Source organism: Nonomuraea fuscirosea (genome assembly GCF_003001935.1).
Classification (GTDB): domain Bacteria; phylum Actinomycetota; class Actinomycetes; order Streptosporangiales; family Streptosporangiaceae; genus Nonomuraea; species Nonomuraea fuscirosea.
Genome location: NZ_PVNG01000024.1, coordinates 159026 through 179968, shown reverse-complemented (window position 1 = coordinate 179968; position 20943 = coordinate 159026). Strand labels below are relative to the sequence as shown.

The window sequence follows — 20943 nt, the reverse complement described above, 5'->3', positions numbered from 1 at the left end:
CCGGGCGGGTTGATCCGGCGGGGGCGGCGGGCGGAGGGGTCTGCGGAGGGGATCCCGGCGCTGGGCGTGCCGAGCCTGCGGATCGACGTCCAAGCGCTCGCGGGGCAGGGCCGGCATGCCGAGGCGCTCGCGTGACTCGACGAGGTGGTGGAGTTCGCGCCTGGGCCTGGACCCGAGTCCGGCCTTGATCACGCTCTACGAGGAGATCCTGCGAGGCGAGTGGCAGGGCGCGGCCTGAGCGCCGTCAACGCGGGTGATGTCAGGAAGGTGTGAGGCAGAAGGGGTGGCCGGCCGGGTCCAGGAGGACGCGCCAGCGTCCGTCGCCGGGCTGATGGTCCGGTTTGGTCGCGCCGAGTTCCAGCGCGCGCTTTTCCATCGCGTCAAGGTCGTCGGCGCGGAAGTCCAGGTGGAACTGTTGCGGCACGTCCTGGCCAGGCCATTGCGGCGCCCGGTATCCCTCGACCTTCTGAAACCCCAGATCACAGCCGGAGCCGCTGGTCAGGGCGACGAACTCGTCCGCGGCGAAGAGTTCCCGCATCCCGGTCAGCGCACCGTAGAAGCCCGCCAGCGTCCGCGGGTCGGCACAGTCGAGAGTCACGCCTCGCAGCACAGCGCCTGGCACCATGGGCTCCTTCGCGTCCGTCTCCGTGAGCCGTCGCCGCACGCGATCAGCGGCCACAGCGACACCGTACTCGCCACCTCCACCGTTGAGACAGCGGTTTTCCGACCAGGAGCGGAGGCGTCACAGCAGCACCAGGACGAGGTTGACGTGATGGGTGACGGTGGGGGAGATGGCGCTGCCGGCGGCCATCCACGCGCCGCCGAACAGCACGGGCCCAGCGATGCGGCTGTCGGGCGGGGTGCGTCCGAGCAGCGCGGTGACCCTGCGCGTGACATGGGAGCCGGTGAGGGCGAGCCGGCCCGGGGCGGCGGGAGGCTGGGCCAGGGCGACCCGGGCGATGGTCCGCGCGGTCAGGACGCGGTCGCCGACCGCGACGGCGGCCTCCTCGTCGGCCCAGCGTTCGAGTGCGTAGCGCAGCGCCCGGTACGGATAGGCCAGGCAGGGGAAGACGCGGGTGAAGACGGAGCCGGCCATGAGGTAGAGGTGGTGGCGGTGCTCAAGGTGGGCGGCCTCGTGGCGGAACACGACCTCGAGCTCGCGCCGGGACAGCATCCCGACCAGGCCGCTGGAGAGGATCACCCCGCCGTCGTGCCCCGGCACGGCCACCGCGTACGGCCGTTCGTCGGCGACGACGCCCGTGCCCACGGCCCTGGCCTCGCGCAGCTCCCGCCGCCAGCGCAGCGCGGAGCAGGTCACGGCCACGGCGATGAGGACCAGCAGCGCCCCCGCCGCCACCCCCACGGGCAGGGGCACCCGGCCGTTGTCGGCCAGCAGGCCGCCCGCCAGCGCGGCCTTGGCCGGAGTCCAGACGCCGGTGGCCATCACGACGAGGAAGGCCAGCAGGCCGAGCACGGCCAGCGCGGAGCCGCCGATGAACAGGATCAGGATCCGCGCCGTCCAGGCGGGATGCATGCGGGGCTGCCGCCACGCGACGACCAGGGTGCCCAGCGCCAGCAGCGCGGTGGGCAGGTAGATCTCCAGGTTCACCGCTGCCCTTCCGTCTCGTCGAGCAGCGCGCGCAGGGCCTCCTCCTCCTTGGGGTTGAGGCCGTGGACGAACTGGCTGAGCACCGCCGACGGGTTGTGCGCCAGCCGCAGGTGGCCGAACATCCGCTCGGCGGCCAGGCCGGGCTCGTCGGCGGTCAGCCGGTAGACGTAGGCCCGCCCCCGCTTCTCGCGGTCGACCATGTTCTTGTCCAGCAGGCGGAACAGGATCGTGTTCACCGTCGTGTACGCGGCCCCGCCGGCCAGCCGGTCACCGATGTCGTTGGGCGACAGGAACCCGTCCGCCCCGGCCAGCACGGCGAGCACCTCGGCCTCCAGCTGCCCGAGCTTGCGCCGCGACATCGAACCGCACCTCCATCGCCATCGCCGGCCCCTCTGCCGGAACCGTATCCCATCCTCCATCGGGTGGCAGGCCGGTGGCGGGCCGGTGGCAGGCCGTGGGCGTCTCCAGGAAGTCACGCGACAGGCCGTGCGCATCTTCAGACAGTCGCACACCAGGCCGCGCGCAGCTACGACATTTGTCGTAGAAGAAAAGGAGTGCCCCAAAGCGACCCAAGGAGTGACATGGCCAAGGCGGGCGACGCCCTTCACCGCGCATTCTTCGGCCTGCTGTCCCGCCTGCCCGCCGCGGGCGCGCAGAAGTCGGTACGCCGCTACTTCGACTGGTGGCACCGCAGGCCCGACCCCTGGCGCTACACCAGCGACAGCTACGAGCTGGACCGGCACGCGGCGCTGCTGGGCTGCCTGCCCCGGCGCGACTACGCCCGCATCCTCGACGTCGGCTGCAGCGAGGGCGTCTTCACGGACCTGCTGTCCAAGGCCCACCCGGCGGCGGAGACGCTGGGCGTGGACATCTCGGCGCAGGCCGTCCGCAGCGCCGAGGGCCGGGCCGCGTCGGCCGCCCGGTTCGCTTGCCTGGACATCCGCAGGCACGCCCCGCAGGGCGCGTTCGACCTGGTGGTCTGCACCGAGATGCTCTACTACGTGGGCGGCTCACGCAGCCTGCGCCTGGTCTCGGGGCGGCTGGCGGGCCTGCTGGAGCCCGGCGGCGTGCTGGTGGCCTCCCACCCGTTCCCCGAGTCCAGGCGGCTGCACCGCCACTTCGCAGCGGCGGGGCCGCTGCGCCCGATCGAGGAGCTGGTCGTACGCGGGAACGGCCGTCCCTACGGGATCTCGGTGTACGGTCGCGCCCCGGCCCCGTTCACCGCACCCCTCTGATGGACAGCAGGAACGAGGCGGCCCCCATCGCGACCGACAGCAGCACCAGCAGCACCGCGCCCACGACCAGCAGCACGCGGCGCCCCAGCGTGGGCCGCGTGGCCCGCCCCGAGCACTCGTCGTCGGGCGGAGGGACAACCATAGGCGGACGCTAACATCCGGGCCCCGCTGCGACCGGCGCGGACGCGCGGACGACCGGTTCCCGGCTGCTCAGCAGCGCGCGGCCCAGCCGCTGCGCGGGCACCTCGACGAGCCGGTAGGTGGCCCAGCTGACGGCCAGCACGGCCCCGGTGACGAGCACCGTGGCGATCGCCTGGACGGGCAGGGAGGCGGCGCGCAGGTCGCCGGCCACCGCGATGAGCACCTTCAGCAGGGGGACGTGCGTCAGGTAGAGCGAGTAGCTGACGAGCCCCAGCCACGCCAGCGCCCGCGGCACCCGTCGGTCCCGCAGCGCCATGCCGGCGGCGAAGGTGAGCGCCGTGAGCGTGAGCGTGGTGATCCACACGCTGGGCCGCACCCACCACCATCCGGCCTGCGGCGCCCACACCGGCGCCACCGCGACCAGGACGGCGGCGGGCACGACGGGCCAGAGCCGTCCCGTGCCGCGTTCCCACCGGTTGACCGCGTTCCCGATGAACATGACCGCCAGCATGGCCGCGCCGAACCAGGGCGTGCGCCCGCTGACGAACAGCAGCACGACCGCCCCCGCGCCCAGCGCGCAGGTCGCGGCCATCGCGGCCCGCCGCGCGAGCACGCAGGCCAGGCCGGCGGCGAAGCCGGCGCTCGACACCCACACGGGCCAGTCGCCGGCCATCGGCGGGCCCGACAGCACCAGCCCCGCCACCATCGCGCCGGCGGCGAACAGCAGCGCGGCCACCCCGCCGCGCGCGTGCACGCCGGCCGCGTACATGGCGGCGGCCACGAGGTAGAACACCATCTCGTACGACAGCGTCCACATCGGATCGACCACCGCGGCCACGCCCACCACATCGGTCAGCATGGTGAGATGCGCGGCCACGGCCGTCAGATCACGGGGGACGGCCTCCCGCACCGGGATCCACCACGACAGCGCGAGGGTCAGGACGATGACCGCCAGATAGAGCGGATACAGGCGGAAGGCGCGGGATATCCAGAACGCCCGCAGATCACCCCGCCGCTCCAGCGAGAACGGAATGATGTACCCGCTGACCAGGAAGAACACCAGCACGCCGTAGATGCCCAGATTGCACCAGTAGGGGCGCAGCGAGGGCATGACGGCCTGTAACAGATGCTCGGCGAGCACCGCGAGCGCCGCGATCCCCCGCAGGGCGTCCAGCCAGGCCAGGCGCGGGCGGGCAGACGCGAGTGAGGAATCGTGCGCGGCGGGGGTCACCCCGGCAATTTACCGAACCTTTAAGGTCCTGCCATCCCGTTAACGGGAGGGGTGGGGCGAATGCGGCTGCTATGGTGGTATGCGCTTTTGATCGAGTGCCGTTGCCGCGCTTGCGCACGTCTCGATCGAGCGCCTCTGATCACGTACACGGGAGAGCCGACATGGCAGGTGACGACGACATCTCCGGGTGATACCGGAAGATGACCGGCCCCGGCGGGCGCATCCATGCCGCCGCCGCGCGGGCCATGCCGTCGTTCCACCGTCCCCGCCCCCGCTCATCGGGGTTCCGTCACCGGGCGATCGCCGTAGCGCGCCCGCGTACCCGTACGAGGTCTCTCGCCATGTCCGATGCCTTCATCGTCTGTTCCGGTCTGTCCTTCTCCTGGCCCGGCGACGTGCCGGTCTTCCAGAACCTGTCCTTCACCGTCGGCGCCGGCCGCACGGGGCTCGTGGCCCCCAACGGCGCGGGCAAGAGCACGCTGCTCAAGCTGATCGCCGGCGAGTACCGGCCGGCCGCCGGTTCGGTGTCCGTCCAGGGCACGCTCGGCTACCTGCCGCAGACCCTGCCCTTCTCGGCCGGGCCGGGCTCCGGCGGGCTCACCGTGGCCGAGGTGCTGGGCATCGCGCCCGTGATCGCGGCGCTGGACGCCATCGAGGCCGGCGACGCGAGCGAGGAGCACTTCACCACGGTCGGCAACGACTGGGACATCGAGGAGCGCACCAGGGCCCAGCTCGACCGCCTCGGCCTCGGCGAGCTCGGCTTCGGCCGCACCCTCGACACGCTCAGCGGCGGCCAGGCCATCTCGCTCGGCCTGGCCGCGCAGCTGCTCAGGCGTCCCGACGTGCTGCTGCTCGACGAGCCGACCAACAACCTCGACCTCGACGCCCGGCAGCGCCTGTACGGCGTGCTGGAGACGTGGAACGGCTGCCTGCTGCTGGTCAGCCACGACCGGGCGCTGCTCGACCGGATGGACCGCATCGCCGAGCTGCACGAGGGCGAGCTGCGTTCGTACGGGGGGAACTTCACCGCGTACGAGGAGGCCGTGCGCGCCGAGCAGGAGGCCGCCGAGAAGAACGTGCGCAACGCCGAGCAGGAGCTCAAGCGCGAGAAGCGGGAGATGCAGCAGGCCAGGGAGCGGGCCGAGCGCCGCGCCAGCAACGCCGCACGCAACCTCAAGAACGCCGGCCTGCCCCGCATCTTCGCCGGGAACATGAAACGCGGCGCCCAGGAGGCGGCGGGCAAGGCGGGCCAGACCCACGCCGCGCGGGTCGGCGACGCCAAGGCCAGGCTCGACGAGGCGGAGCGCGCCGTACGCGACGACCAGAAGCTGGTGCTGGAGCTGCCGGGAACGCGCGTCCCGGCCGGCCGCACGCTCTTCCACGGCGAACGGCTGCGGGCGGGACACGACGGACGGTCGCTCTACGCCGGCGAGGGGCTGGACCTGACCGTGCGCGGGCCCGAGCGCATCGCGCTGACCGGCCCCAACGGCGCCGGCAAGTCCACTCTGCTGCGCCTGGTCGAGGGCGGCCTCGATCCGGAGAGCGGCCTGATCAGGCGGGCGGACGGCCGGATCGCCTACCTGTCGCAGCGGCTCGACCTGCTCGACGTCGACCGCACCGTGGCGGAGAACTTCGCCGCGTCCGCCCCCGAGCTGCCCCAGGCCGACCGGATGAACCTGCTGGCCCGCTTCCTGTTCCGGGGCGCCAAGGCGCACCTGCCCGTGGGGGTGCTCTCGGGCGGCGAACGGCTGCGCGCCACCCTGGCCTGCGTCCTGTGCGCCGAGCCCGCGCCCCAGCTCCTGCTGCTCGACGAGCCCACCAACAACCTCGACCTGGTCAGCGTCGGGCAGCTGGAGAGCGCGCTCAACGCGTACGAGGGGGCGTTCATCGTGGTCAGCCACGACGAGCGGTTCCTGGCCGGGATCGGGGTCGAGCGGCGGCTGCGGTTGTCGGAGGGCCGGTTGACCGAGCTCGCGTGAGCGGACATATCCCGCAGGAGGCATAGTTTCGCCGTCCAGCCGCGTCCTTGCCGGTGACATCGTGAGGAGGACCGGGTGGATCCAGGATTTGCGGCGCACTTCCGGCAGTTCATCATCGACAGGTCGGGGGCGCTGTTCCGCACCGCGTACCTGCTGACCGGAGACCGGCACGCCGCCGAGGACCTGGTGCAGTCGGCTCTGGCCAGGACGGCCGCGCGCTGGCGCGGCCTGCGGGACCCGGCGGCCATCGAGGGTTACGTCCGGCGCGCCATGTACCACGAACAAGTGAGCCGGTGGCGGCGCCGCGCCAAGATCGTCGAGCTGAGCACCGCCGAGCAGCCCGACGTGCCGCGCGACGGGCACGCCGACAGCGCCGACCTGCGCCTGACCATGCGGGCGGCGCTGGCCAGGCTGACACCGCGGCAGCGGACCATGCTCGTGCTGCGCTACTTCGAGGACATGTCGGAGACCGAGATCGCCCGCCTGCTGGGTGTGCGGGTGGGCTCGGTCCGCAGCCAGATCTACCGCTCGCTGGAGCGGCTGAAGCAGTCCGCCCCCGAGCTGAACACTGTCAGGGAGTTGCGATGAACGTCGAGGACCTGCTCCGCGAGACCCTCGCCGAACTGGCGGACGAGGAGCGGCCACCGCACCCCGAGCGGTTCCTGCGCACGCTGCCCCCGCCCCGCGCGCACCGGCGGGGTGTCGCCCTGGCCGCCGCGGCCGCCGTCGTGGTGCTGGCGGCGGGCGGCACCGTCGCGGTCCGGACCCTGTCGGAGCCGGACCGGCCGGCCCCGCCGGCGGCCGGGCAGCCGCGACCGCGGCCGGACCGGTTCACCGTCCAGGAGGGGATCCGTCTCGCCGACCTGCTCGGCCGGCTCGCCCGGGTGACCGGCAGACCGCGCGAGTCCTTCGAACGGGCCGCGCGGGACGGCCGGGCGCTGGGCCTGCCCCTCTACGCCGAGGGCCGGCTGGAGGGCTTCGCCCATCCGGGCACGTACGAGTACACCGACGCCACCACCCCCGAGCAGCTCCTCGCCGCGATGGTGGCCCGCTTCCGCACGGAGTCCGCCAGGCTCGGCCTGGACGCCCGGCCCGCGCCCCTCGACCTCGTCGTCATCGCCAGCATCGTGCAGGCGGAGTCGCCCACCGAGGCCGACATGCCCAAGGTGGCGCGCGTCATCCGCAACCGCCTGGATCGCGGCATGTATCTGCAGATCGACAGCCCGCTCCTGTACGGGCTCGGCGAGTACGGCACCCGGGCGACCCTGAAGGACGTCAAGCAGCGGACGCCGTACAACACCTACCGGCATCGCGGCCTGCCTCCCGGTCCGATCCTGTCTCCCGGGACGGCGGCGCTCAAAGCGGCCCTGCACCCCGCCCAGGGGCCCTGGCTGTACTTCGTCGCCGTCGATCCGAAGACCGGCGCCCTGAAGTACGCCACCTCCGAGGCGGAGTACGCGGACCTCGTCGAACGCGCCGAGCGCTGAACCGGCCGGCTGAACCGGCCGGTTCAGCCGAGGTCAGCCCGCCTTCGAGCCGTTCGCGCGCCCGTGCTCCAGCGACGCGAACAGCTCCTCCCAGAGCGGCATCACGACCTGCGGGGTGTAGGAGAAGGCCGTCTCCGCGGCGGCGGCCCCCATCCGCACCCGCAGGTCACGGTCGGCGATCACGTCGCCGAGCGCGGCGGCCAGGGCGTCGGTGTCGCGCGGCGGCACCAGCACCCCGTCCTTGCCAGGCGTCAGCACGTCGGCGGGCCCGGTCGGGCAGTCGAAAGCGACGATCGGCAGGGCGTGACCCATGGCCTCGATCATCGCCATCGGCAGCCCCTCGATCCGCGAGCTGAGCGCGTAGACGGACGCCTTGGCCAGCTCGTCGTGGATGCGGTTGCTGCGGCCCATCAGCCGGACGCGTTTCCCCAGCCCGGCCTCGTCGATGCGGGCCTGCAACCGCTCCTTCGACGGGCCGGTGCCGAAGATGCGCAGCTTCCACCCGGGATGTTCGCGGGCGACCGTCTCGAAGGCGGTGATCAGCATGTCGAAGCCCTTCTGGGGCACCAACCTGCCGACGGCGATCACGACGGGGTTCTGCTGCCGGCTGTGCTCGCGGTCGTCCATGTGCACCGCGTTCGGGATGCGCACCACCGGCGTTCCGGGGAGGAGGCCGGTGTACTCCTTGCGGCTGGTCTCGGTCAGCACGGCGATGGTGTCGAAGCGGCCGTAGTGGCGGGCGATCTGCTCGCGTACGGCCTCGTGGTAGGAGGCCAGGTTCATGTGCTCCTGGGCGACCCGGATCACGCTCGCCGGCGTGCGGCGGGCCGAGATCAGGTTGAGCGCCGGGCGCGTGGTGACGAGGACGCCGTCGCCGAGGGAGGAGACGTAGTCGATGACCGCACCCTCCACGCGCTCGGTGAAGTACTCGGCGGCGAACTCGCCGTACGGGACGATCTTGCCGCGGGCGCGCCGCCACACCTTCCTGGCCAGCGAGTCCTGGACGACGCCGTCGCGCTGGTCCACCAGCGCCGACAGCCGGACCCGCGGGTCGATGGCGAACTGCGGCTCGTCGCGGCGGCGGACCACGCTGACGATCTCCACGTCGTGGCCCGCCTCGGCCATGGCATGCGCCTGGTTGACCACGGTGCGGATGGTGCCGCCCATCCCGTACGCGTGCAGCAGCATGTAGCGGATCTTCACGAGAGGTACTCCCAGGTCCGGCACATGGCCTTGAGCCCGTCGGGGATCTCCTCCGCCCGGGGCAGGTCGCGGCCCCGTTGCACGGTGCCCGACTGGATCTTGTCCTTCCAGTCGCCCAGGCCCTTGGTCACCACCTCGGGTCTGCCGTAGGACAGCAGCTCGGGAGCCCAGGGCAGGCCGAGGAAGTCGCAGATGCCGCGGGAGATCCGCTCCGGTTCCGCGGTCAGCTCCTCGTAGCGCACGGTCAGGCCGGGCAGCGCGGTGCGGGCCCGCTGCACGGCCTTCATGTAACGCAGCGCGTCCGCCGCGGCCTCCTCTGGAGTGCGCTTGTCGGGGCTGGCCTCGTGCCAGGAGGTCGCGATCGAGGCGGGGTGACGCAGCAGGAAGACGAACCGGGCGTCCGGCCAGCAGGCGGACAGGCGTTCGTAGGCGAACGCGTTGGCCGGGGTCTTCTCGACGATGAAACGTTTGCCGCTGCGTACGAGCTCGCGGTGGAGCACCCGATCCCAGAGCAGATGCTCCAGATCGGCCTTGGTGTGTCCGAGGGCGGACATCGCCCTCTCGGCCAGCGAGGTATCGAATTCCACCCGCAACCGGCGCACGTGCAGCTCATGGGGAGCGTGCAGGTCGGGGTGCGCGTTGAGCATCGCCCGCAGCAGCGTGGAGCCTGACCGGACCGGGGAGATGATGAACACCGGTGCCCGCAGCAGGCGGTCGGTCTCGGGATCCGCCGGCGGACGGAACGGCGTCTCCGGCCGCTTGGCCGGGACCTTCGCCGGGGTTGCCGCCGCTTGCCCTGCTTTACCTACTCGGTTGACCTGGAATCCTGTGTACCTGGCCAGCGCGCCGTTTATTGTGCGCTGCCACTTCATGCCGAGGGAGATTACCCGGCTTACCTGGAGATTGCCTGTGGGATGTACCAGGTCGGAGGGGTCGTGCGGACGGAATGACGCAGAGGTGGCGGTTTCGGCGCACTTGTGACGTCAGGAGGGGTGAGAGCGCGTCAAGGGGCGGACGCGGCTTGAGACGGTGTCAGGCGGCGCAGTCCACCGAGAACCAGACGACCTTGCCGTCGTTGGCCGCGGTGACCCCCCACTCGTCGGCGATCGCGGCGACGATCTGCAGCCCCCGGCCCGAGAGCGAGTCCACGCCGGGGGAGCGCTGGGCGGGGATGCCCTCGCCGGGGTCGAAGACCTCGCCGTAGAGCCGGCCCGCACGGGTCTCCAGGCGCAGGGCGTAGGCGGAGCCGCCGTGGCGGACGGCGTTGGTGACCAGCTCGCTCACGATGAGCAGACAGTCGTCGATGATGTGCGTGAGGCCCCAATGGGTCAGGTCGGAGCGGACGAGGGAGCGGGCCTCGCCCACACCCGCGGGCACGGACGGCAGCAGGTATTCCACCGTGCGGACCGGCGGGGCGGACAGGGACCCTGGCTGGAGGGCCATACGCATCACATCTCTCGGCTTTTGGGAGCGCTCCCAATTCCACGATAATCGCTCACCTTCGCTCTTGTGAATGCGTGAGGGGAAGATTCTCGGGGAAGGGGGCGGATTCTCAGGGGATGCGGGCCACGGCGCCGAAGTTGCCGGACGAGCTGGGCTCGTCGCGGCAGGCGAGGTCGCCGTCGCCTGGACGCCACTCGGGCACCCACACCAGACCGGGCTCCACCAGGTCGAGCCCCTCCAGCAGAGCCGCCACCTCCTCGCGGGAACGGATGGCGAGATGGGGCAGCGTCATCGTGAGCATGTCGCGGATGGCGGGCAGCAGCTCCGGCGGGATGCCGTCGAACGTGGTGTGCAGCAGGCCGAGGAAGCTGTCGGCGGGAGCGGTGTGCCGCAGGCGCTTGATCACGTAGTGGGCGTGCTCGTCGTCGTCGAGGCTGTAGGCCGACAGCAGCAGCACGGCCATGGGGCGGTCCCAGTCGAGGAAGGTCTGCACCACGTGGTCGCGCAGCACGTCGTCGATCTCCCTGGCGTCGCCCTCCACCACGCGCACCAGATCGGTGAACGGTTCGATGGTGGCCTGAGCCATGGCGACGACCATCGGATTGTTCTCGACGTACAGGACGCGCGGATCCGAGACGGCGGTACGGCGGGCCAGATCATGTAACCGATTTCCAGCCGGAAGGCCACTGGGGATGCCACTGCCGACGATCATGAATTGGTCGATGCCCTCGACGGTGGCAAGATGGCGAATCATCCGGGACAGAAACTCGAGCACCGCGCGGGCCGCGTTCGTCAGGGCGGGGGTGGCTTGATCGAAATGGCGCACCGTGTCCTTGTCGGCCAGGAAGTTGTTCTTCCCGCCGGCCGCCGCGTCGAAAAGGCGGGTGATCCTGGCCTGCGTGGTTTCGAGCTTGGCCAAGTTTCGGACAGCACGCTGATGCATGAGCGTTGCCCCTTTCCCCTCGCCGCTACCCTTTTTCCGGTATGCGATCTATGGACCTCACTCGATGACTCGAACCATATGTTCCAACAATTCCAGTGAATGACAACACGATAGACCGGTTATCTTGGGAAATGTTTGTTACCAGAATCATCGTGGGAAGGATCCGCGTCTGGGGCCATCTGTCCGGCGTTGATCGAATTCGCCGGTGAACGACAGCTTACTGCCGGTCTCGTACCAGGTCAGAAGGGTTGTTCGGTGGCAGAATGGTGATCTCTGATCACGGCCCGGCGGCCTTTTCCGGCCGGTTGAAGATCGTTCCAAGGATCGAGCGGGACGGAAGCCGTTCCGCGCGCCGAAGATCGTCACCGCTCCGCGTGGCGGCGGAATCCGGTCATCGCGCCGCCGGTCGCCTCGGTCCCGCACGGCGCCGAAACCCCCGCCCTCCCGGCGGACGATCGCCGCGGCCTCGCGGCGGTGCGCGGGCGTCGGGATGAGAAGAACCGCGCCCCGGGGCGGCCGGGGCGCGGTTCCAGGAAGGCGGTGGTGGGCTCAGTCGGTGCCGAGCTCCATCGCGGCCTGGTCGAGCAGTTCCTCGTCGTCGGGCAGGTCGCCGGGCGACGGCACCTCGCCACGGGCGGCGATGGCCTCGGCGCCGCCCTCGGGCATCGCGCCGATCAGGTCGGTCGCGGCCACCTGCGTGGCGCCCAGCAGCGTCTCGTGCGGGCTGCCGACCATGCCGACCACGGCGTACTGCTCCAGCTTGGCGCGCGAGTCGGCGATGTCGAGGTTGCGCATGGTCAGCTGACCGATGCGGTCGAGCGGCCCGAACGCGGCGTCCTCGGTGCGCTCCATGGACAGCTTGTCGGGGTGGTAGCTGAACGCGGGGCCGGAGGTCTCCAGGACGGAGTAGTCCTCGCCGCGCCGCAGCCGCAGTGTCACCTCGCCGGTGACCGCCGTGCCGACCCAGCGCTGCAGCGACTCGCGCAGCATCAGCGACTGCGGGTCCAGCCAGCGGCCCTCGTAGAGCAGCCGGCCCAGCTTGCGGCCCTCGCTGTGGTAGCTGGCCAGGGTGTCCTCGTTGTGGATGGCGTTGACCAGCCGCTCGTAGGCGGCGTGCAGCAGCGCCATGCCGGGAGCCTCGTAGATGCCCCGGCTCTTGGCCTCGATCACCCGGTTCTCGATCTGGTCGGACATGCCCAGCCCATGCCGGCCGCCGATGGCGTTGGCCTCCAGCACCAGGTCGACGGGGGTGGGGAACTCCTTGCCGTTGATGGTCACCGGCCGGCCGCGCTCGAAGCCGATGGTGACGTCCTCGGCCGGGATCTCCACCTCGGAGTCCCAGAACCGCACGCCCATGATCGGCTCGACCAGCTCGATGCCGGCGTCGAGGTGCTCAAGGGCCTTGGCCTCGTGGGTCGCGCCCCAGATGTTGGCGTCCGTCGAGTACGCCTTCTCCGTGCTGGCCCGGTAGGGCAGGTCGCGGGCGAGCAGCCACTCCGACATCTCCGTGCGACCGCCGAGCTCGTGCACGAAGTCGGCGTCCAGCCACGGCTTGTAGATGCGCAGCGACGGGTTGGCGAGCAGGCCGTAGCGGTAGAACCGCTCGATGTCGTTGCCCTTGAAGGTGGAGCCGTCTCCCCAGATCAGCACGCCGTCGTCGAGCATCGCGCGCACCAGCAGGGTGCCCGTGACGGCCCGGCCGAGCGGGGTGGTGTTGAAGTAGGTGCGGCCACCGGAGCGGATGTGGAACGCCCCGCAGGACAGCGCCGCGAGACCCTCCTCCACCAGGGCCGCCCGGCAGTCGACCAGCCGGGCGATCTCGGCGCCGTACGCGCTGGCGCGACCGGGCACCGAGCCGATGTCGGGCTCGTCGTACTGGCCGATGTCGGCGGTGTAAGTACAGGGCACCGCACCCTTCTCGCGCATCCACGCGACCGCCACGGAGGTGTCGAGGCCGCCGGAGAAGGCGATCCCGACCCGTTCGCCTACTGGGAGAGAGGTGAGCATCTTGGACACGAGTAGAAGTATATACATACGACTGCATGACCATTCAATGAGGTCGGCCAAGAAACCGGGCCGGTGTGTCGAAGGTCTCGTCCGGGAGGAGCGCCACCCCTCGGGCCGCGTCGCCGGTGCGCGGGGGTGGCCCGGGAGGCAAACTTTAAGTCACTTGCTTGACTGGGTCCGACCTGCTTGGTTGGCTGATATCGCCTCAGATCGACAGATGGCGTCACTGCGAGACAGGCCGAGGGTCAAGGAAGGGCACCGATGAAGGTCACCGTGGACGAGGCGGTTCCGGAGTTCCCCGGCGTCAGGGCGGCCGCGTGCCCGTTCGATCCGCCCCCCGAGCTGCGGGAGCTGCGCCGCCACGGGCCGCTGGCCAAGGTGCGGCTGTGGGACGGCAGCACGCCGTGGTTCGTCACCACGCACGCCGAGCAGAAGGCGCTGCTCGGCCATCCGCAGGTCAGCGCCGACGTCACCCGGCCCGGCTATCCGATCCACACCGCCGGCACCGGCGGGGGCTCGCTCAGCTTCATCCTCATGGACGACCCCGAGCACGCCCGGCTGCGCCGCATGGTGCAGGGCGCGTTCACGGTCAGGCGGGTCGAGGGCATGCGGCCGGCCGTGCGGCGGATCGTGGACCGGCTGATCGACGAGCTGCTGGCGGGGCCGAAGCCGGTGGACCTGGTGGAGGCGTTCGCGCTGCCGGTGCCGTCGCTGGTGATCTGCGAGCTGCTCGGGGTCCCGTACGCGGACCACGGCTTCTTCCAGGACAACAGCAAGACCGTCATCAAGCGCAGCGCCACCCCTGAGGAGCGCGCGGTCGCGTTCGGGAGCCTGTTCGAGTACCTGGACGGGCTCGTCGGCAAGAAGATCGAGCACCCGGCCGACGACCTGCTGTCCAAGGTGGCCGCCCGGGTCGGCTCCGGCGAGCTGACCCGCCGGGAAGCGGCCCAGATGGGCGTGCTGCTGCTGATCGCCGGACACGAGACCACCGCCAACATGATCGCGCTCGGCACCCTCGCGCTGCTGCGGCATCCAGGACAGCTGGCGGTGCTGCGCGAGAGCGAGGACCCCAAGCTGGTCGCGGGCGCGGTGGAGGAGCTGCTGCGCTACCTCAACATCACCCACAGCGGCCGGCGCCGGGTCGCGACGGCGGACATCGAGATCGCCGGCCAGGTCATCAGGGCGGGCGAGGGCATCATCATGCCCAACGACATCGCCAACCGCGACCCCGAGGTGTTCCCCGACCCCGACGAGCTGGACGTGAGCCGCGACGCCCGCCGCCACGTGGCCTTCGGCTTCGGCGTGCACCAGTGCCTCGGTCAGCCGCTGGCCAGGCTGGAACTGCAGGTCGTCTACGGCACCCTCTACCGGCGCATCCCGACCCTGGCGCCGGCGGCCCCGATCGAGGAGATCCCGTTCAAGCACGACGGCCAGGTCTACGGGGTCTACGAGCTGCCCGTCACCTGGTGAGCGGAGGCGGATCGGGATCGGCGCGGGCACGCGATAATGATCCCGACCCCCGGCCCCGATCCGAGGAAGCGCCTTGAGCCGTTCAGCGGAACCCGACGGGAGCGCCACCAGCCGTCCGGCCGGACCCGACGAGAGCGCCTTGAGCCGTTCGGCCGGACCCGACGAGAGCGCCTTGAGCCGTTCGGCCGGATCCGACCAGAGTGCCTTGAGCCGTTCGGCCGGATCCGACGGGAGTGCTGCCTGGCTGCTCGACCGGGTGCGCGCGCTGGCGCGCGGCGGCGGGCGGGTGCTGATCGGCATCGCCGGCTGCCCGGGCGCGGGCAAGTCGACGCTGGCCGGCTGGCTGGCCGGCGCGCTGACCGACGCCGGGCTGCCGGCCGTCTGGGTGCCGATGGACGGCTACCACCTGGCCGACGTCGAGCTCGAACGGCTCGGCCGGCGGGGCCGCAAGGGCGCCGTGGACACGTTCGACGGCCATGGCTACCTGGCGCTGCTGCGCCGCCTGCGCGCCGAGACCGGCGACGTCGTCTACGCCCCCTCGTTCGACCGCGAGATCGAGCAGCCGATCGCCGGTGCCATCCCCGTCCCGCCGCGGGCGCGGGTCGTCGTCAGCGAGGGCAACTACCTCCTCCTGCCCGGCGAGCCGTGGCGGCGGGTGAAGGAGGCGATGACCGAGGTCTGGTACGCCGACCTCGACGACCGGATCCGCCTCGAACGCCTGACCACCAGGCACGTCCGGTTCGGCAAGACCCCGGACGAGGCCGTGCGCTGGGTCGCCGAGGTGGACGAGCCGAACGCCGCGGCCATCCGCGCCACCCGCGACGCCGCCGACCTGCTGGTGGACTTCGACCGGCTGGGCATCTCCTGAGCCGGCCCAGGGCGCTGCTGGCCGCGCACGCCGACTTCCGCCGGCTGTTCCTGGGCAACTCCGTGTCGCTGCTGGGGTCGAGCGTCACGACGGTCGCGCTGCCCCTGACGGCGGTGCTGTACCTGGACGCCTCGGCCACGGAGATGGGCGTGCTCGGCGCCGTGGGCCTCTTACCGCACCTCGTCCTTGGGCTGCCCGCCGGTGTGTGGGTCGACCGCCTGCCGTACCGGCGCACGATCGTGCTGGCCGACGCGGTCAGGGTGCTGCTGCTCGGGGCGCTGCCCGTGCTGGCCGCCCTGGGCCTGCTGCGGATGTGGCACCTGTACGCGGTGGTGGCGCTGGCCGGGGTGGCCGGGCTCTTCGAGTCGGTGGCGGCGCAGTCCTTCACCCCTTCGCTGGTCCCGCGTGAGCGGCTGCTCGCCGCCAACAGCACGCTCATGCTGAGCAACGCCACGGTGAACACCACCGGCTCGGCGGTGGGCGGCCTGCTGGTGTCGGCGCTGACCGCTCCGGTCGCCATCGCGGTCGACGCGGTCTCGTTCGCGATCTCCGCCCTGCTCAAGACCCGCATCGGCGTGGCCGGCCGGCCACGGGTGGCGGGGGAGCGGGGCCCCGTGCGCCTGCGGGCCGACATCGCCGAAGGGCTGCGCGCGGTGTTCGCCGACCGCGTCATGCGGGCGGTGATCCTGGCCGCCACCGTGGGCGCGTTCGCCGGGCAGGCGCAGGCGGTCGTGCTCGTGCTCTATCTGGTCCACGACCTGGGGCTGTCGGCAAGCCTGATCGGTGTCCTCGTCGCGATCGGCGGCGTGGCCTCCATCGCCGGGGCGCTGGTGGCCACCCGTGTCACCCATCGCTTCGGCCCCGGGCCGACGTTCATCGCCGGCATGGGCCTGGCCTCCGCCGCCGGGCTCGTGCTCGCCGCCGCGGCCGGCCCGTTCGCCGTGACGGTGGCCGTCCTGGTCGTGTCACAGGTCCTGCGCGGCAGCGGCCCCAGCCTGTACGGGGTCAACCAGCAGACCCTCCGCCAGGCCCTGATCGCGCCGGAACTGCTCTCCCGGGCCAACGCCACCTGGCGGTTCCTGGCCTACGGCGGTCAGGCGCTCGGCGCGCTGCTCGGCGGTGCCGCGGGCGCTGCGCTCGGCCTGCGGGCCACGCTGGTCGTCACGTCCTGCCTGATGCTGGCCGGCACCGCGATCGGGCTGGCCTCGCCGCTGCGCTCGCTGCGCGGGCTGCCCGGCCGCTGAGAGCAGCCGCAGCGGGCCGGTGCTGCCCGGCCGCTGAGAGCAGCCGCAGCGGGCCGGTGCTGCCCGACGAGGGCTGATCCGCGCCGGCGGGGGGCTGAAACGTACCGGCGCTAGTGATGGCCGACAGGGGCTAAGACGTACCGGTAGAACTCGTAGCCGGCGAAGGCGATCACCGGCACGCCGAGTGCGATGAGCATCCGGCGCGGCAGCGGCACCCGGACGACCGGCGCGGTCATCGACGGCTCCGCGTCCCCGGCGGGGACGACCGGCGCTCTGGCGAGCGGCGCGGGGTCGGGCGCCGCCGTCAGCTCGGGATGCCGGCTGAGGTAGTGGGCGGGGAACGAGGTCAGGCGGTAGGCGCCGCACGCCGGGCAGGCCATCCCCGACCAGGGCGGCTGCACGGTCACTCCGGCGCTGAGCCAGACCTCGACCTCGTTGCCGTGGTCGTCGGTCACGTGACGGACAAGGTAGTCCTCCTCCCAGACATACAGGCAGCGCAGGCACTCGAAGGGCCAGGACTCTCGGGACTCGAACCCGTCGCGCACGAGGAGCCTCCTCGGTCGGGCGATGAGGCGGTCACTTCGAGTGTCCGCCCGCACCCGCCTTCTCGCGCAAGCGCAGGTTATGACACGGTGCGCTACAGAATGCTCACCTTGCGTCATGTTACGGCTCCGGGTTTGCGGGCGCGTTCTGAGCGGTATGTGCGCTACGGAGAGGTGATGGAGCATCACCTGGAGTGGCCGATCGGGGGGTTGGGCCATGACGACATCCACCGCGCTCGACGAGGTGCACATTCTGTGGACCTCGGAGGGGCTGAGCTGCGACGGCGACACCGTGTCCGTCACCGCCGCCACGCTGCCCAGCATCGAGGACGTGCTGCTCGGCCTCGTGCCCGGCCTGCCCAAGGTGCACCTGCACAACAAGGTCCTGGCCACCGAGGTCGGCGACGCCTTCATGGCCGCCTTCCACCAGGCCGCCCGGGACGAGCTGGGGCCGTTCATCCTGGTCGTCGAGGGGTCGATCCCGAACGAGCGGATCAACGGCGACGGCTTCTGGACGTCCATGGGCAACGACCCGGTGACCGGCGAGCCGATCACCGTCAACGAGTGGATCGACCGGCTGGCGCCCAAGGCGTGGGCCGTGGTCGCGATCGGCACCTGCGCCGCCTACGGGGGCATCCACGCCATGGCCGGCAACCCCACCGGCGCCATGGGCCTGGGCGACTACCTGGGCTCCGGCTTCCGCTCCGCGGGCGGCCTGCCGATCGTGAACGTGCCCGGCTGCCCGGTGCAGCCCGACAACTTCATGGAGACCCTCACCTGGCTGCTCTACCAGGCGGCCGGCCTGGCGCCGACGATCCCGCTGGACGAGATGCTCCGTCCCACCTGGCTGTTCGGCAAGACCGTGCACGAGGGCTGCGACCGGGCCGGCTACTACGAGCAGGGCGACTTCGCGCACGACTACAACTCGCCCAAATGCCTGGTGCGGGTCGGCTGCTGGGGCCCGGTGGTCAACTGCAACGTCACCAAGCGCGGCTGGATGGACGGCGTCGGGGGCTGCCCCAACGTGGGCGGCGTCTGCATCGCCTGCACGATGCCCGGCTTCCCCGACAAGTTCATGCCCTTCATGGACGAACCCCCCGGCGGATCGGTGTCGGCGGCGGTGAGCGGCACGTACGGCTCGCTGATCCGCAGGCTCCGCTCCATCACCAACCGCTCGGCCAACAAGGAGCCGAAGTGGCGGCACAACGGGCGCAAGCTGACCAGCGGGTACGACCCCCGCTGGGGCAACTAGGGGGAACGGCAAGGTGACAACCCGTACCGCGGGACGCGGCCAGGAGACCGGTACAGAGCGCGAACTGGTCGAGATGTCCTGGGATCCGATCACCAGGATCATCGGCAACCTCGGCATCTACACCAAGATCGACTTCAACAACCGCGAGGTGGTCGAGTGCAGGAGCACCTCGTCGCTGTTCCGCGGCTACAGCGTGTTCATGAAGGGCAAGGACCCGCGCGACGCGCACTTCATCACCAGCCGCATCTGCGGCATCTGCGGTGACAACCACGCGACCTGCTCGATCTACGCGCAGAACATGGCGTACGGCGTCAAGCCGCCGCCGCTGGCCGAGTGGATCATCAACCTCGGCGAGGCCGCCGAGTACATGTTCGACCACACCCTCTTCCAGGACAACCTGGTCTTCGTCGACTACTGCGAGCAGATGGTCAAGCAGACCAACCCGAGCCTGCTGCGGCGCGCCGAGACCACCGAGGCGCCGAACGCCCGCATCCACGGCTACCGCACGATCGCCGACGTCATGCGCGCGTTCAACCCGTTCGAGGGCGACGTCTACCGCGAGGCGCTGCAGGTCAGCCGGGTCACCAGGGAGATGTGCTGCCTGATGGAGGGGCGCCACGTGCACCCGTCCACGCTCTATCCGGGCGGCGTCGGCACCGTCGCGACACCCCAGGTGTTCACCGACTACCTGGCCAGGCTGCTGCGCGTGCTCGACTTCGTCAAGAAGGCCGTCCCCATGAACGACGACCTCTTCGACTTCTTCTACGAGGCGCTGCCCGGCTACGAGGAGGTCGGCCGGCGCCGGGTGATGCTCGGCTGCTGGGGCGCCTTCCAGGACCCCGCCGCCGTCGACTACGACTACCGGAACATGGCCGACTGGGGCCGCAAGATGTTCGTCACGCCCGGGATCGTCCTCGACGGCGAACTGCTCACCACGAACCTGGTCGACATCAACCTCGGCATCCGCATCCTGCTCGGCAGCTCCTACTACGACGACTGGCAGTCCGAGGAGACGTTCGTCACCCACGACCCGCTCGGCAACCCGGTCGACCAGCGTCACCCGTGGAACCAGACCACGCTGCCCAAGCCGCAGAAGCGCGACCTGGAAGGCGGCAACTACAGCTGGGTGATGAGCCCCCGCTGGTACGACGACCGCACCGGCGACCACCTCGCGCTCGACACCGGCGGCGGCCCGCTGGCCAGGCTCTGGGCGACCGCGCTCGCGGGGCTGGTCGACACCGGCACCGTACGCGCCACGGGCGGCTCCGTGGAGATCAACCTGCCCAAGAGCAGGGCCCTGCCGGAGATGAGCTTCGAGTGGAAGGTGCCGCGCTGGGCCAACACCATCGAGCGCAACCGGGCCCGGGTCTACTTCGTCGCCTACGCGGCGGCGATGGCGTGTTACTTCGTCGAGCAGGCGATGGGCGAGGTCAGGGCCGGGCGGACCCAGGTGTTCAGCGACTTCGACGTGCCCGACGAGGCGATCGGCTGCGGGTTCCACGAGGCCGTGCGCGGGGTGCTGTCGCACCACATGGTCATCAGGGACGGCAAGATCGCGAACTACCACCCGTACCCGCCGACGCCGTGGAACGCCAGCCCGCGTGACAGCTTCGGCACGCCAGGTCCGTACGAGGACGCCGTCCAGGGGCTGCCGATCTTCGAGGAGAACGGGCCCGACTCGTTCAAGGGCATCGACATCATGCGCACCGTGCGCAGCTTCGACCCGTGCCTGCCGTGCGGGGTGCACATGTACCTGGGCGACGGGAAGGTGCTCCAACAGGTGCACTCGCCGACGTTCGGCGCGGCCGGATAGGCGGCGGGGCGATGACGGAGCGGATCGAGCGCATCGAGGCCCTGCTCGACGAGGCCGAGCCGGCCGCGATCGAGCTGGTCGGAGAGCTGCTGGAGCTGTACGGCGACGGGCTGGCGCGGGTGATGGCGCTGGCGGGCGAGCCGCTGGCGGCGGAGCTGGCCGGCGACGAGCTGGTCTCCCACCTGCTCGTCCTGCACGACCTGCACCCGCTGCCCGCCCATGCCCGCGCGGAGGCGGCGGCGGCCGGGGCGGGGGCCGAGCTGCTGACCCTGGAGGACGGCGTGGCCAGGCTGCGCGTCCGCGCCTCCGGCTGCCGCTCCTCGGCCACGGCGGGGGTGGAACGGGCGGTGCGCGCGGCGGCACCCGAGGTGGAACGGGTCGAGGTCGAGCTGGACGAGCGGCCGGTGATCCCCGTCGAAAGCCTCACCGTACGACGCGGGGCGGCGGCGAAGTGACCGATACAGCGGGAGGCGGCA

At 71.3% G+C, this 20943-nt stretch carries 21 protein-coding genes; 10 read left to right on the top strand and 11 right to left on the bottom strand.

The window, feature by feature from the left end; translation table 11 throughout:
• Nucleotides 1-259: 259 nt before the first annotated feature.
• The 3 genes from B0I32_RS43835 to B0I32_RS43825 all read right to left on the bottom strand — a co-directional run bounded on the left by B0I32_RS43835 (nucleotide 260) and on the right by B0I32_RS43825 (nucleotide 1968).
• Complete coding sequence (locus tag B0I32_RS43835) at nucleotides 260-679, bottom strand: VOC family protein (protein WP_245956412.1); 420 nt, start codon at nucleotides 677-679, stop codon at nucleotides 260-262.
• A gap of 63 nt (nucleotides 680-742) precedes the next feature.
• Nucleotides 743-1609 carry a M56 family metallopeptidase gene (locus tag B0I32_RS43830; RefSeq protein ID WP_106249759.1) on the bottom strand — a complete coding sequence of 289 codons (867 nt, stop codon included), beginning with the start codon at nucleotides 1607-1609 and terminating at the stop codon, nucleotides 743-745.
• Nucleotides 1606-1968: a BlaI/MecI/CopY family transcriptional regulator gene (locus B0I32_RS43825; protein WP_106249757.1), complete on the bottom strand. Its 363-nt coding sequence runs from the start codon at nucleotides 1966-1968 to the stop codon at nucleotides 1606-1608. The genes B0I32_RS43830 and B0I32_RS43825 overlap by 4 nt, the downstream gene beginning before the upstream one ends.
• Before the next feature lie 222 nt (nucleotides 1969-2190).
• Here B0I32_RS43825 and B0I32_RS43820 point away from each other — a divergent pair, with 222 nt between their 5' ends.
• Nucleotides 2191-2844 (top strand): class I SAM-dependent methyltransferase, encoded by a 654-nt coding sequence (locus tag B0I32_RS43820; protein WP_106249756.1) that lies wholly within the window; start codon nucleotides 2191-2193, stop codon nucleotides 2842-2844.
• Here the strand turns inward: B0I32_RS43820 and B0I32_RS58290 are convergent.
• Together B0I32_RS58290 and B0I32_RS43815 are read right to left on the bottom strand one after the other, a co-directional pair.
• Nucleotides 2828-2986 (bottom strand): hypothetical protein, encoded by a 159-nt coding sequence (locus tag B0I32_RS58290; protein ID WP_181308413.1) that lies wholly within the window; start codon nucleotides 2984-2986, stop codon nucleotides 2828-2830. The genes B0I32_RS43820 and B0I32_RS58290 overlap by 17 nt on opposite strands.
• A gap of 9 nt (nucleotides 2987-2995) precedes the next feature.
• Nucleotides 2996-4216: an acyltransferase family protein gene (locus B0I32_RS43815; protein ID WP_106249754.1), complete on the bottom strand. Its 1221-nt coding sequence runs from the start codon at nucleotides 4214-4216 to the stop codon at nucleotides 2996-2998.
• A gap of 341 nt (nucleotides 4217-4557) precedes the next feature.
• On the opposite strand from B0I32_RS43815, the gene B0I32_RS43810 reads away from it, so the two are divergent.
• The 3 genes from B0I32_RS43810 to mltG all read left to right on the top strand — a co-directional run bounded on the left by B0I32_RS43810 (nucleotide 4558) and on the right by mltG (nucleotide 7682).
• A complete protein-coding gene (locus B0I32_RS43810; RefSeq protein ID WP_106249753.1) occupies nucleotides 4558-6195 on the top strand; it encodes an ABC-F family ATP-binding cassette domain-containing protein in 1638 nt (545 codons plus the stop codon).
• 75 nt (nucleotides 6196-6270) lie between these two features.
• Nucleotides 6271-6783, top strand: coding sequence for a SigE family RNA polymerase sigma factor (locus B0I32_RS43805; RefSeq protein ID WP_106249751.1), 513 nt, complete (start codon nucleotides 6271-6273; stop codon nucleotides 6781-6783).
• Nucleotides 6780-7682, top strand: a complete 903-nt coding sequence (mltG, locus tag B0I32_RS43800) for an endolytic transglycosylase MltG (RefSeq protein WP_106249750.1) — start codon at nucleotides 6780-6782, stop codon at nucleotides 7680-7682. The genes B0I32_RS43805 and mltG overlap by 4 nt, the downstream gene beginning before the upstream one ends.
• 33 nt (nucleotides 7683-7715) lie before the next feature.
• Here mltG and B0I32_RS43795 read toward each other — a convergent pair whose 3' ends face one another.
• From B0I32_RS43795 to argG, 5 genes are all read right to left on the bottom strand, one after another.
• On the bottom strand, nucleotides 7716-8885 hold the full coding sequence (locus tag B0I32_RS43795; RefSeq protein ID WP_106249748.1) for a glycosyltransferase family 4 protein: 1170 nt from the start codon (nucleotides 8883-8885) through the stop codon (nucleotides 7716-7718).
• Nucleotides 8882-9757: a sulfotransferase family protein gene (locus tag B0I32_RS43790; RefSeq protein WP_106249746.1), complete on the bottom strand. Its 876-nt coding sequence runs from the start codon at nucleotides 9755-9757 to the stop codon at nucleotides 8882-8884. The genes B0I32_RS43795 and B0I32_RS43790 overlap by 4 nt, the downstream gene beginning before the upstream one ends.
• Nucleotides 9758-9917: 160 nt before the next feature.
• Entirely contained in the window at nucleotides 9918-10328 is a 411-nt protein-coding gene (locus tag B0I32_RS43785) for an ATP-binding protein (RefSeq protein ID WP_181308412.1), read from the bottom strand.
• Between the two features lie 109 nt (nucleotides 10329-10437).
• On the bottom strand, nucleotides 10438-11247 hold the full coding sequence (locus B0I32_RS43780; RefSeq protein WP_245956411.1) for an SAM-dependent methyltransferase: 810 nt from the start codon (nucleotides 11245-11247) through the stop codon (nucleotides 10438-10440).
• Between the two features lie 573 nt (nucleotides 11248-11820).
• Nucleotides 11821-13287: an argininosuccinate synthase gene (argG, locus tag B0I32_RS43775; RefSeq protein ID WP_106249741.1), complete on the bottom strand. Its 1467-nt coding sequence runs from the start codon at nucleotides 13285-13287 to the stop codon at nucleotides 11821-11823.
• Nucleotides 13288-13539: 252 nt separating this feature from the next.
• On the opposite strand from argG, the gene B0I32_RS43770 reads away from it, so the two are divergent.
• From B0I32_RS43770 to B0I32_RS43760, 3 genes are all read left to right on the top strand, one after another.
• Nucleotides 13540-14748 carry a cytochrome P450 gene (locus B0I32_RS43770; protein WP_106249739.1) on the top strand — a complete coding sequence of 403 codons (1209 nt, stop codon included), beginning with the start codon at nucleotides 13540-13542 and terminating at the stop codon, nucleotides 14746-14748.
• A gap of 205 nt (nucleotides 14749-14953) precedes the next feature.
• The gene (locus tag B0I32_RS43765) at nucleotides 14954-15616 is read left to right on the top strand and encodes a nucleoside/nucleotide kinase family protein (RefSeq protein WP_219912315.1); all 663 of its coding nucleotides are present in this window, start codon (nucleotides 14954-14956) and stop codon (nucleotides 15614-15616) included.
• On the top strand, nucleotides 15517-16860 hold the full coding sequence (locus B0I32_RS43760; RefSeq protein WP_281262663.1) for an MFS transporter: 1344 nt from the start codon (nucleotides 15517-15519) through the stop codon (nucleotides 16858-16860). The genes B0I32_RS43765 and B0I32_RS43760 overlap by 100 nt, the downstream gene beginning before the upstream one ends.
• A 110-nt stretch (nucleotides 16861-16970) precedes the next feature.
• On the opposite strand, the gene B0I32_RS43755 is transcribed toward B0I32_RS43760, so the two are convergent.
• Nucleotides 16971-17405, bottom strand: a complete 435-nt coding sequence (locus B0I32_RS43755) for a hypothetical protein (protein WP_106249735.1) — start codon at nucleotides 17403-17405, stop codon at nucleotides 16971-16973.
• A gap of 214 nt (nucleotides 17406-17619) precedes the next feature.
• Between B0I32_RS43755 and B0I32_RS43750 the strand changes: the two genes are divergently transcribed.
• The 3 genes from B0I32_RS43750 to B0I32_RS43740 are packed head-to-tail and all read left to right on the top strand — an operon-like array spanning nucleotide 17620 to nucleotide 20922.
• Nucleotides 17620-18654 carry an NADH-quinone oxidoreductase subunit B family protein gene (locus B0I32_RS43750; protein ID WP_106249734.1) on the top strand — a complete coding sequence of 345 codons (1035 nt, stop codon included), beginning with the start codon at nucleotides 17620-17622 and terminating at the stop codon, nucleotides 18652-18654.
• 13 nt (nucleotides 18655-18667) lie between these two features.
• Nucleotides 18668-20467, top strand: coding sequence for a nickel-dependent hydrogenase large subunit (locus B0I32_RS43745; protein WP_245956409.1), 1800 nt, complete (start codon nucleotides 18668-18670; stop codon nucleotides 20465-20467).
• Between the two features lie 11 nt (nucleotides 20468-20478).
• Nucleotides 20479-20922: a hypothetical protein gene (locus B0I32_RS43740; RefSeq protein ID WP_106249730.1), complete on the top strand. Its 444-nt coding sequence runs from the start codon at nucleotides 20479-20481 to the stop codon at nucleotides 20920-20922.
• Nucleotides 20923-20943 lie beyond the last annotated feature (21 nt).

Excerpts from the sequence above, each read along its gene's own strand:
- B0I32_RS43825 (WP_106249757.1), bottom strand. The coding sequence starts at position 1,968 with ATGTCGCGGCGCAAGCTCGGGCAGCTGGAGGCCGAGGTGCTCGCCGTG.
- B0I32_RS43820 (WP_106249756.1), top strand. The coding sequence starts at position 2,191 with ATGGCCAAGGCGGGCGACGCCCTTCACCGCGCATTCTTCGGCCTGCTG.
- B0I32_RS58290 (WP_181308413.1), bottom strand. The coding sequence starts at position 2,986 with ATGGTTGTCCCTCCGCCCGACGACGAGTGCTCGGGGCGGGCCACGCGG.
- B0I32_RS43810 (WP_106249753.1), top strand. The coding sequence starts at position 4,558 with ATGTCCGATGCCTTCATCGTCTGTTCCGGTCTGTCCTTCTCCTGGCCC.
- mltG (WP_106249750.1), top strand. The coding sequence starts at position 6,780 with ATGAACGTCGAGGACCTGCTCCGCGAGACCCTCGCCGAACTGGCGGAC.
- B0I32_RS43790 (WP_106249746.1), bottom strand. The coding sequence starts at position 9,757 with ATGAAGTGGCAGCGCACAATAAACGGCGCGCTGGCCAGGTACACAGGA.
- B0I32_RS43785 (WP_181308412.1), bottom strand. The coding sequence starts at position 10,328 with ATGGCCCTCCAGCCAGGGTCCCTGTCCGCCCCGCCGGTCCGCACGGTG.
- B0I32_RS43770 (WP_106249739.1), top strand. The coding sequence starts at position 13,540 with ATGAAGGTCACCGTGGACGAGGCGGTTCCGGAGTTCCCCGGCGTCAGG.
- B0I32_RS43750 (WP_106249734.1), top strand. The coding sequence starts at position 17,620 with ATGACGACATCCACCGCGCTCGACGAGGTGCACATTCTGTGGACCTCG.
- B0I32_RS43740 (WP_106249730.1), top strand. The coding sequence starts at position 20,479 with ATGACGGAGCGGATCGAGCGCATCGAGGCCCTGCTCGACGAGGCCGAG.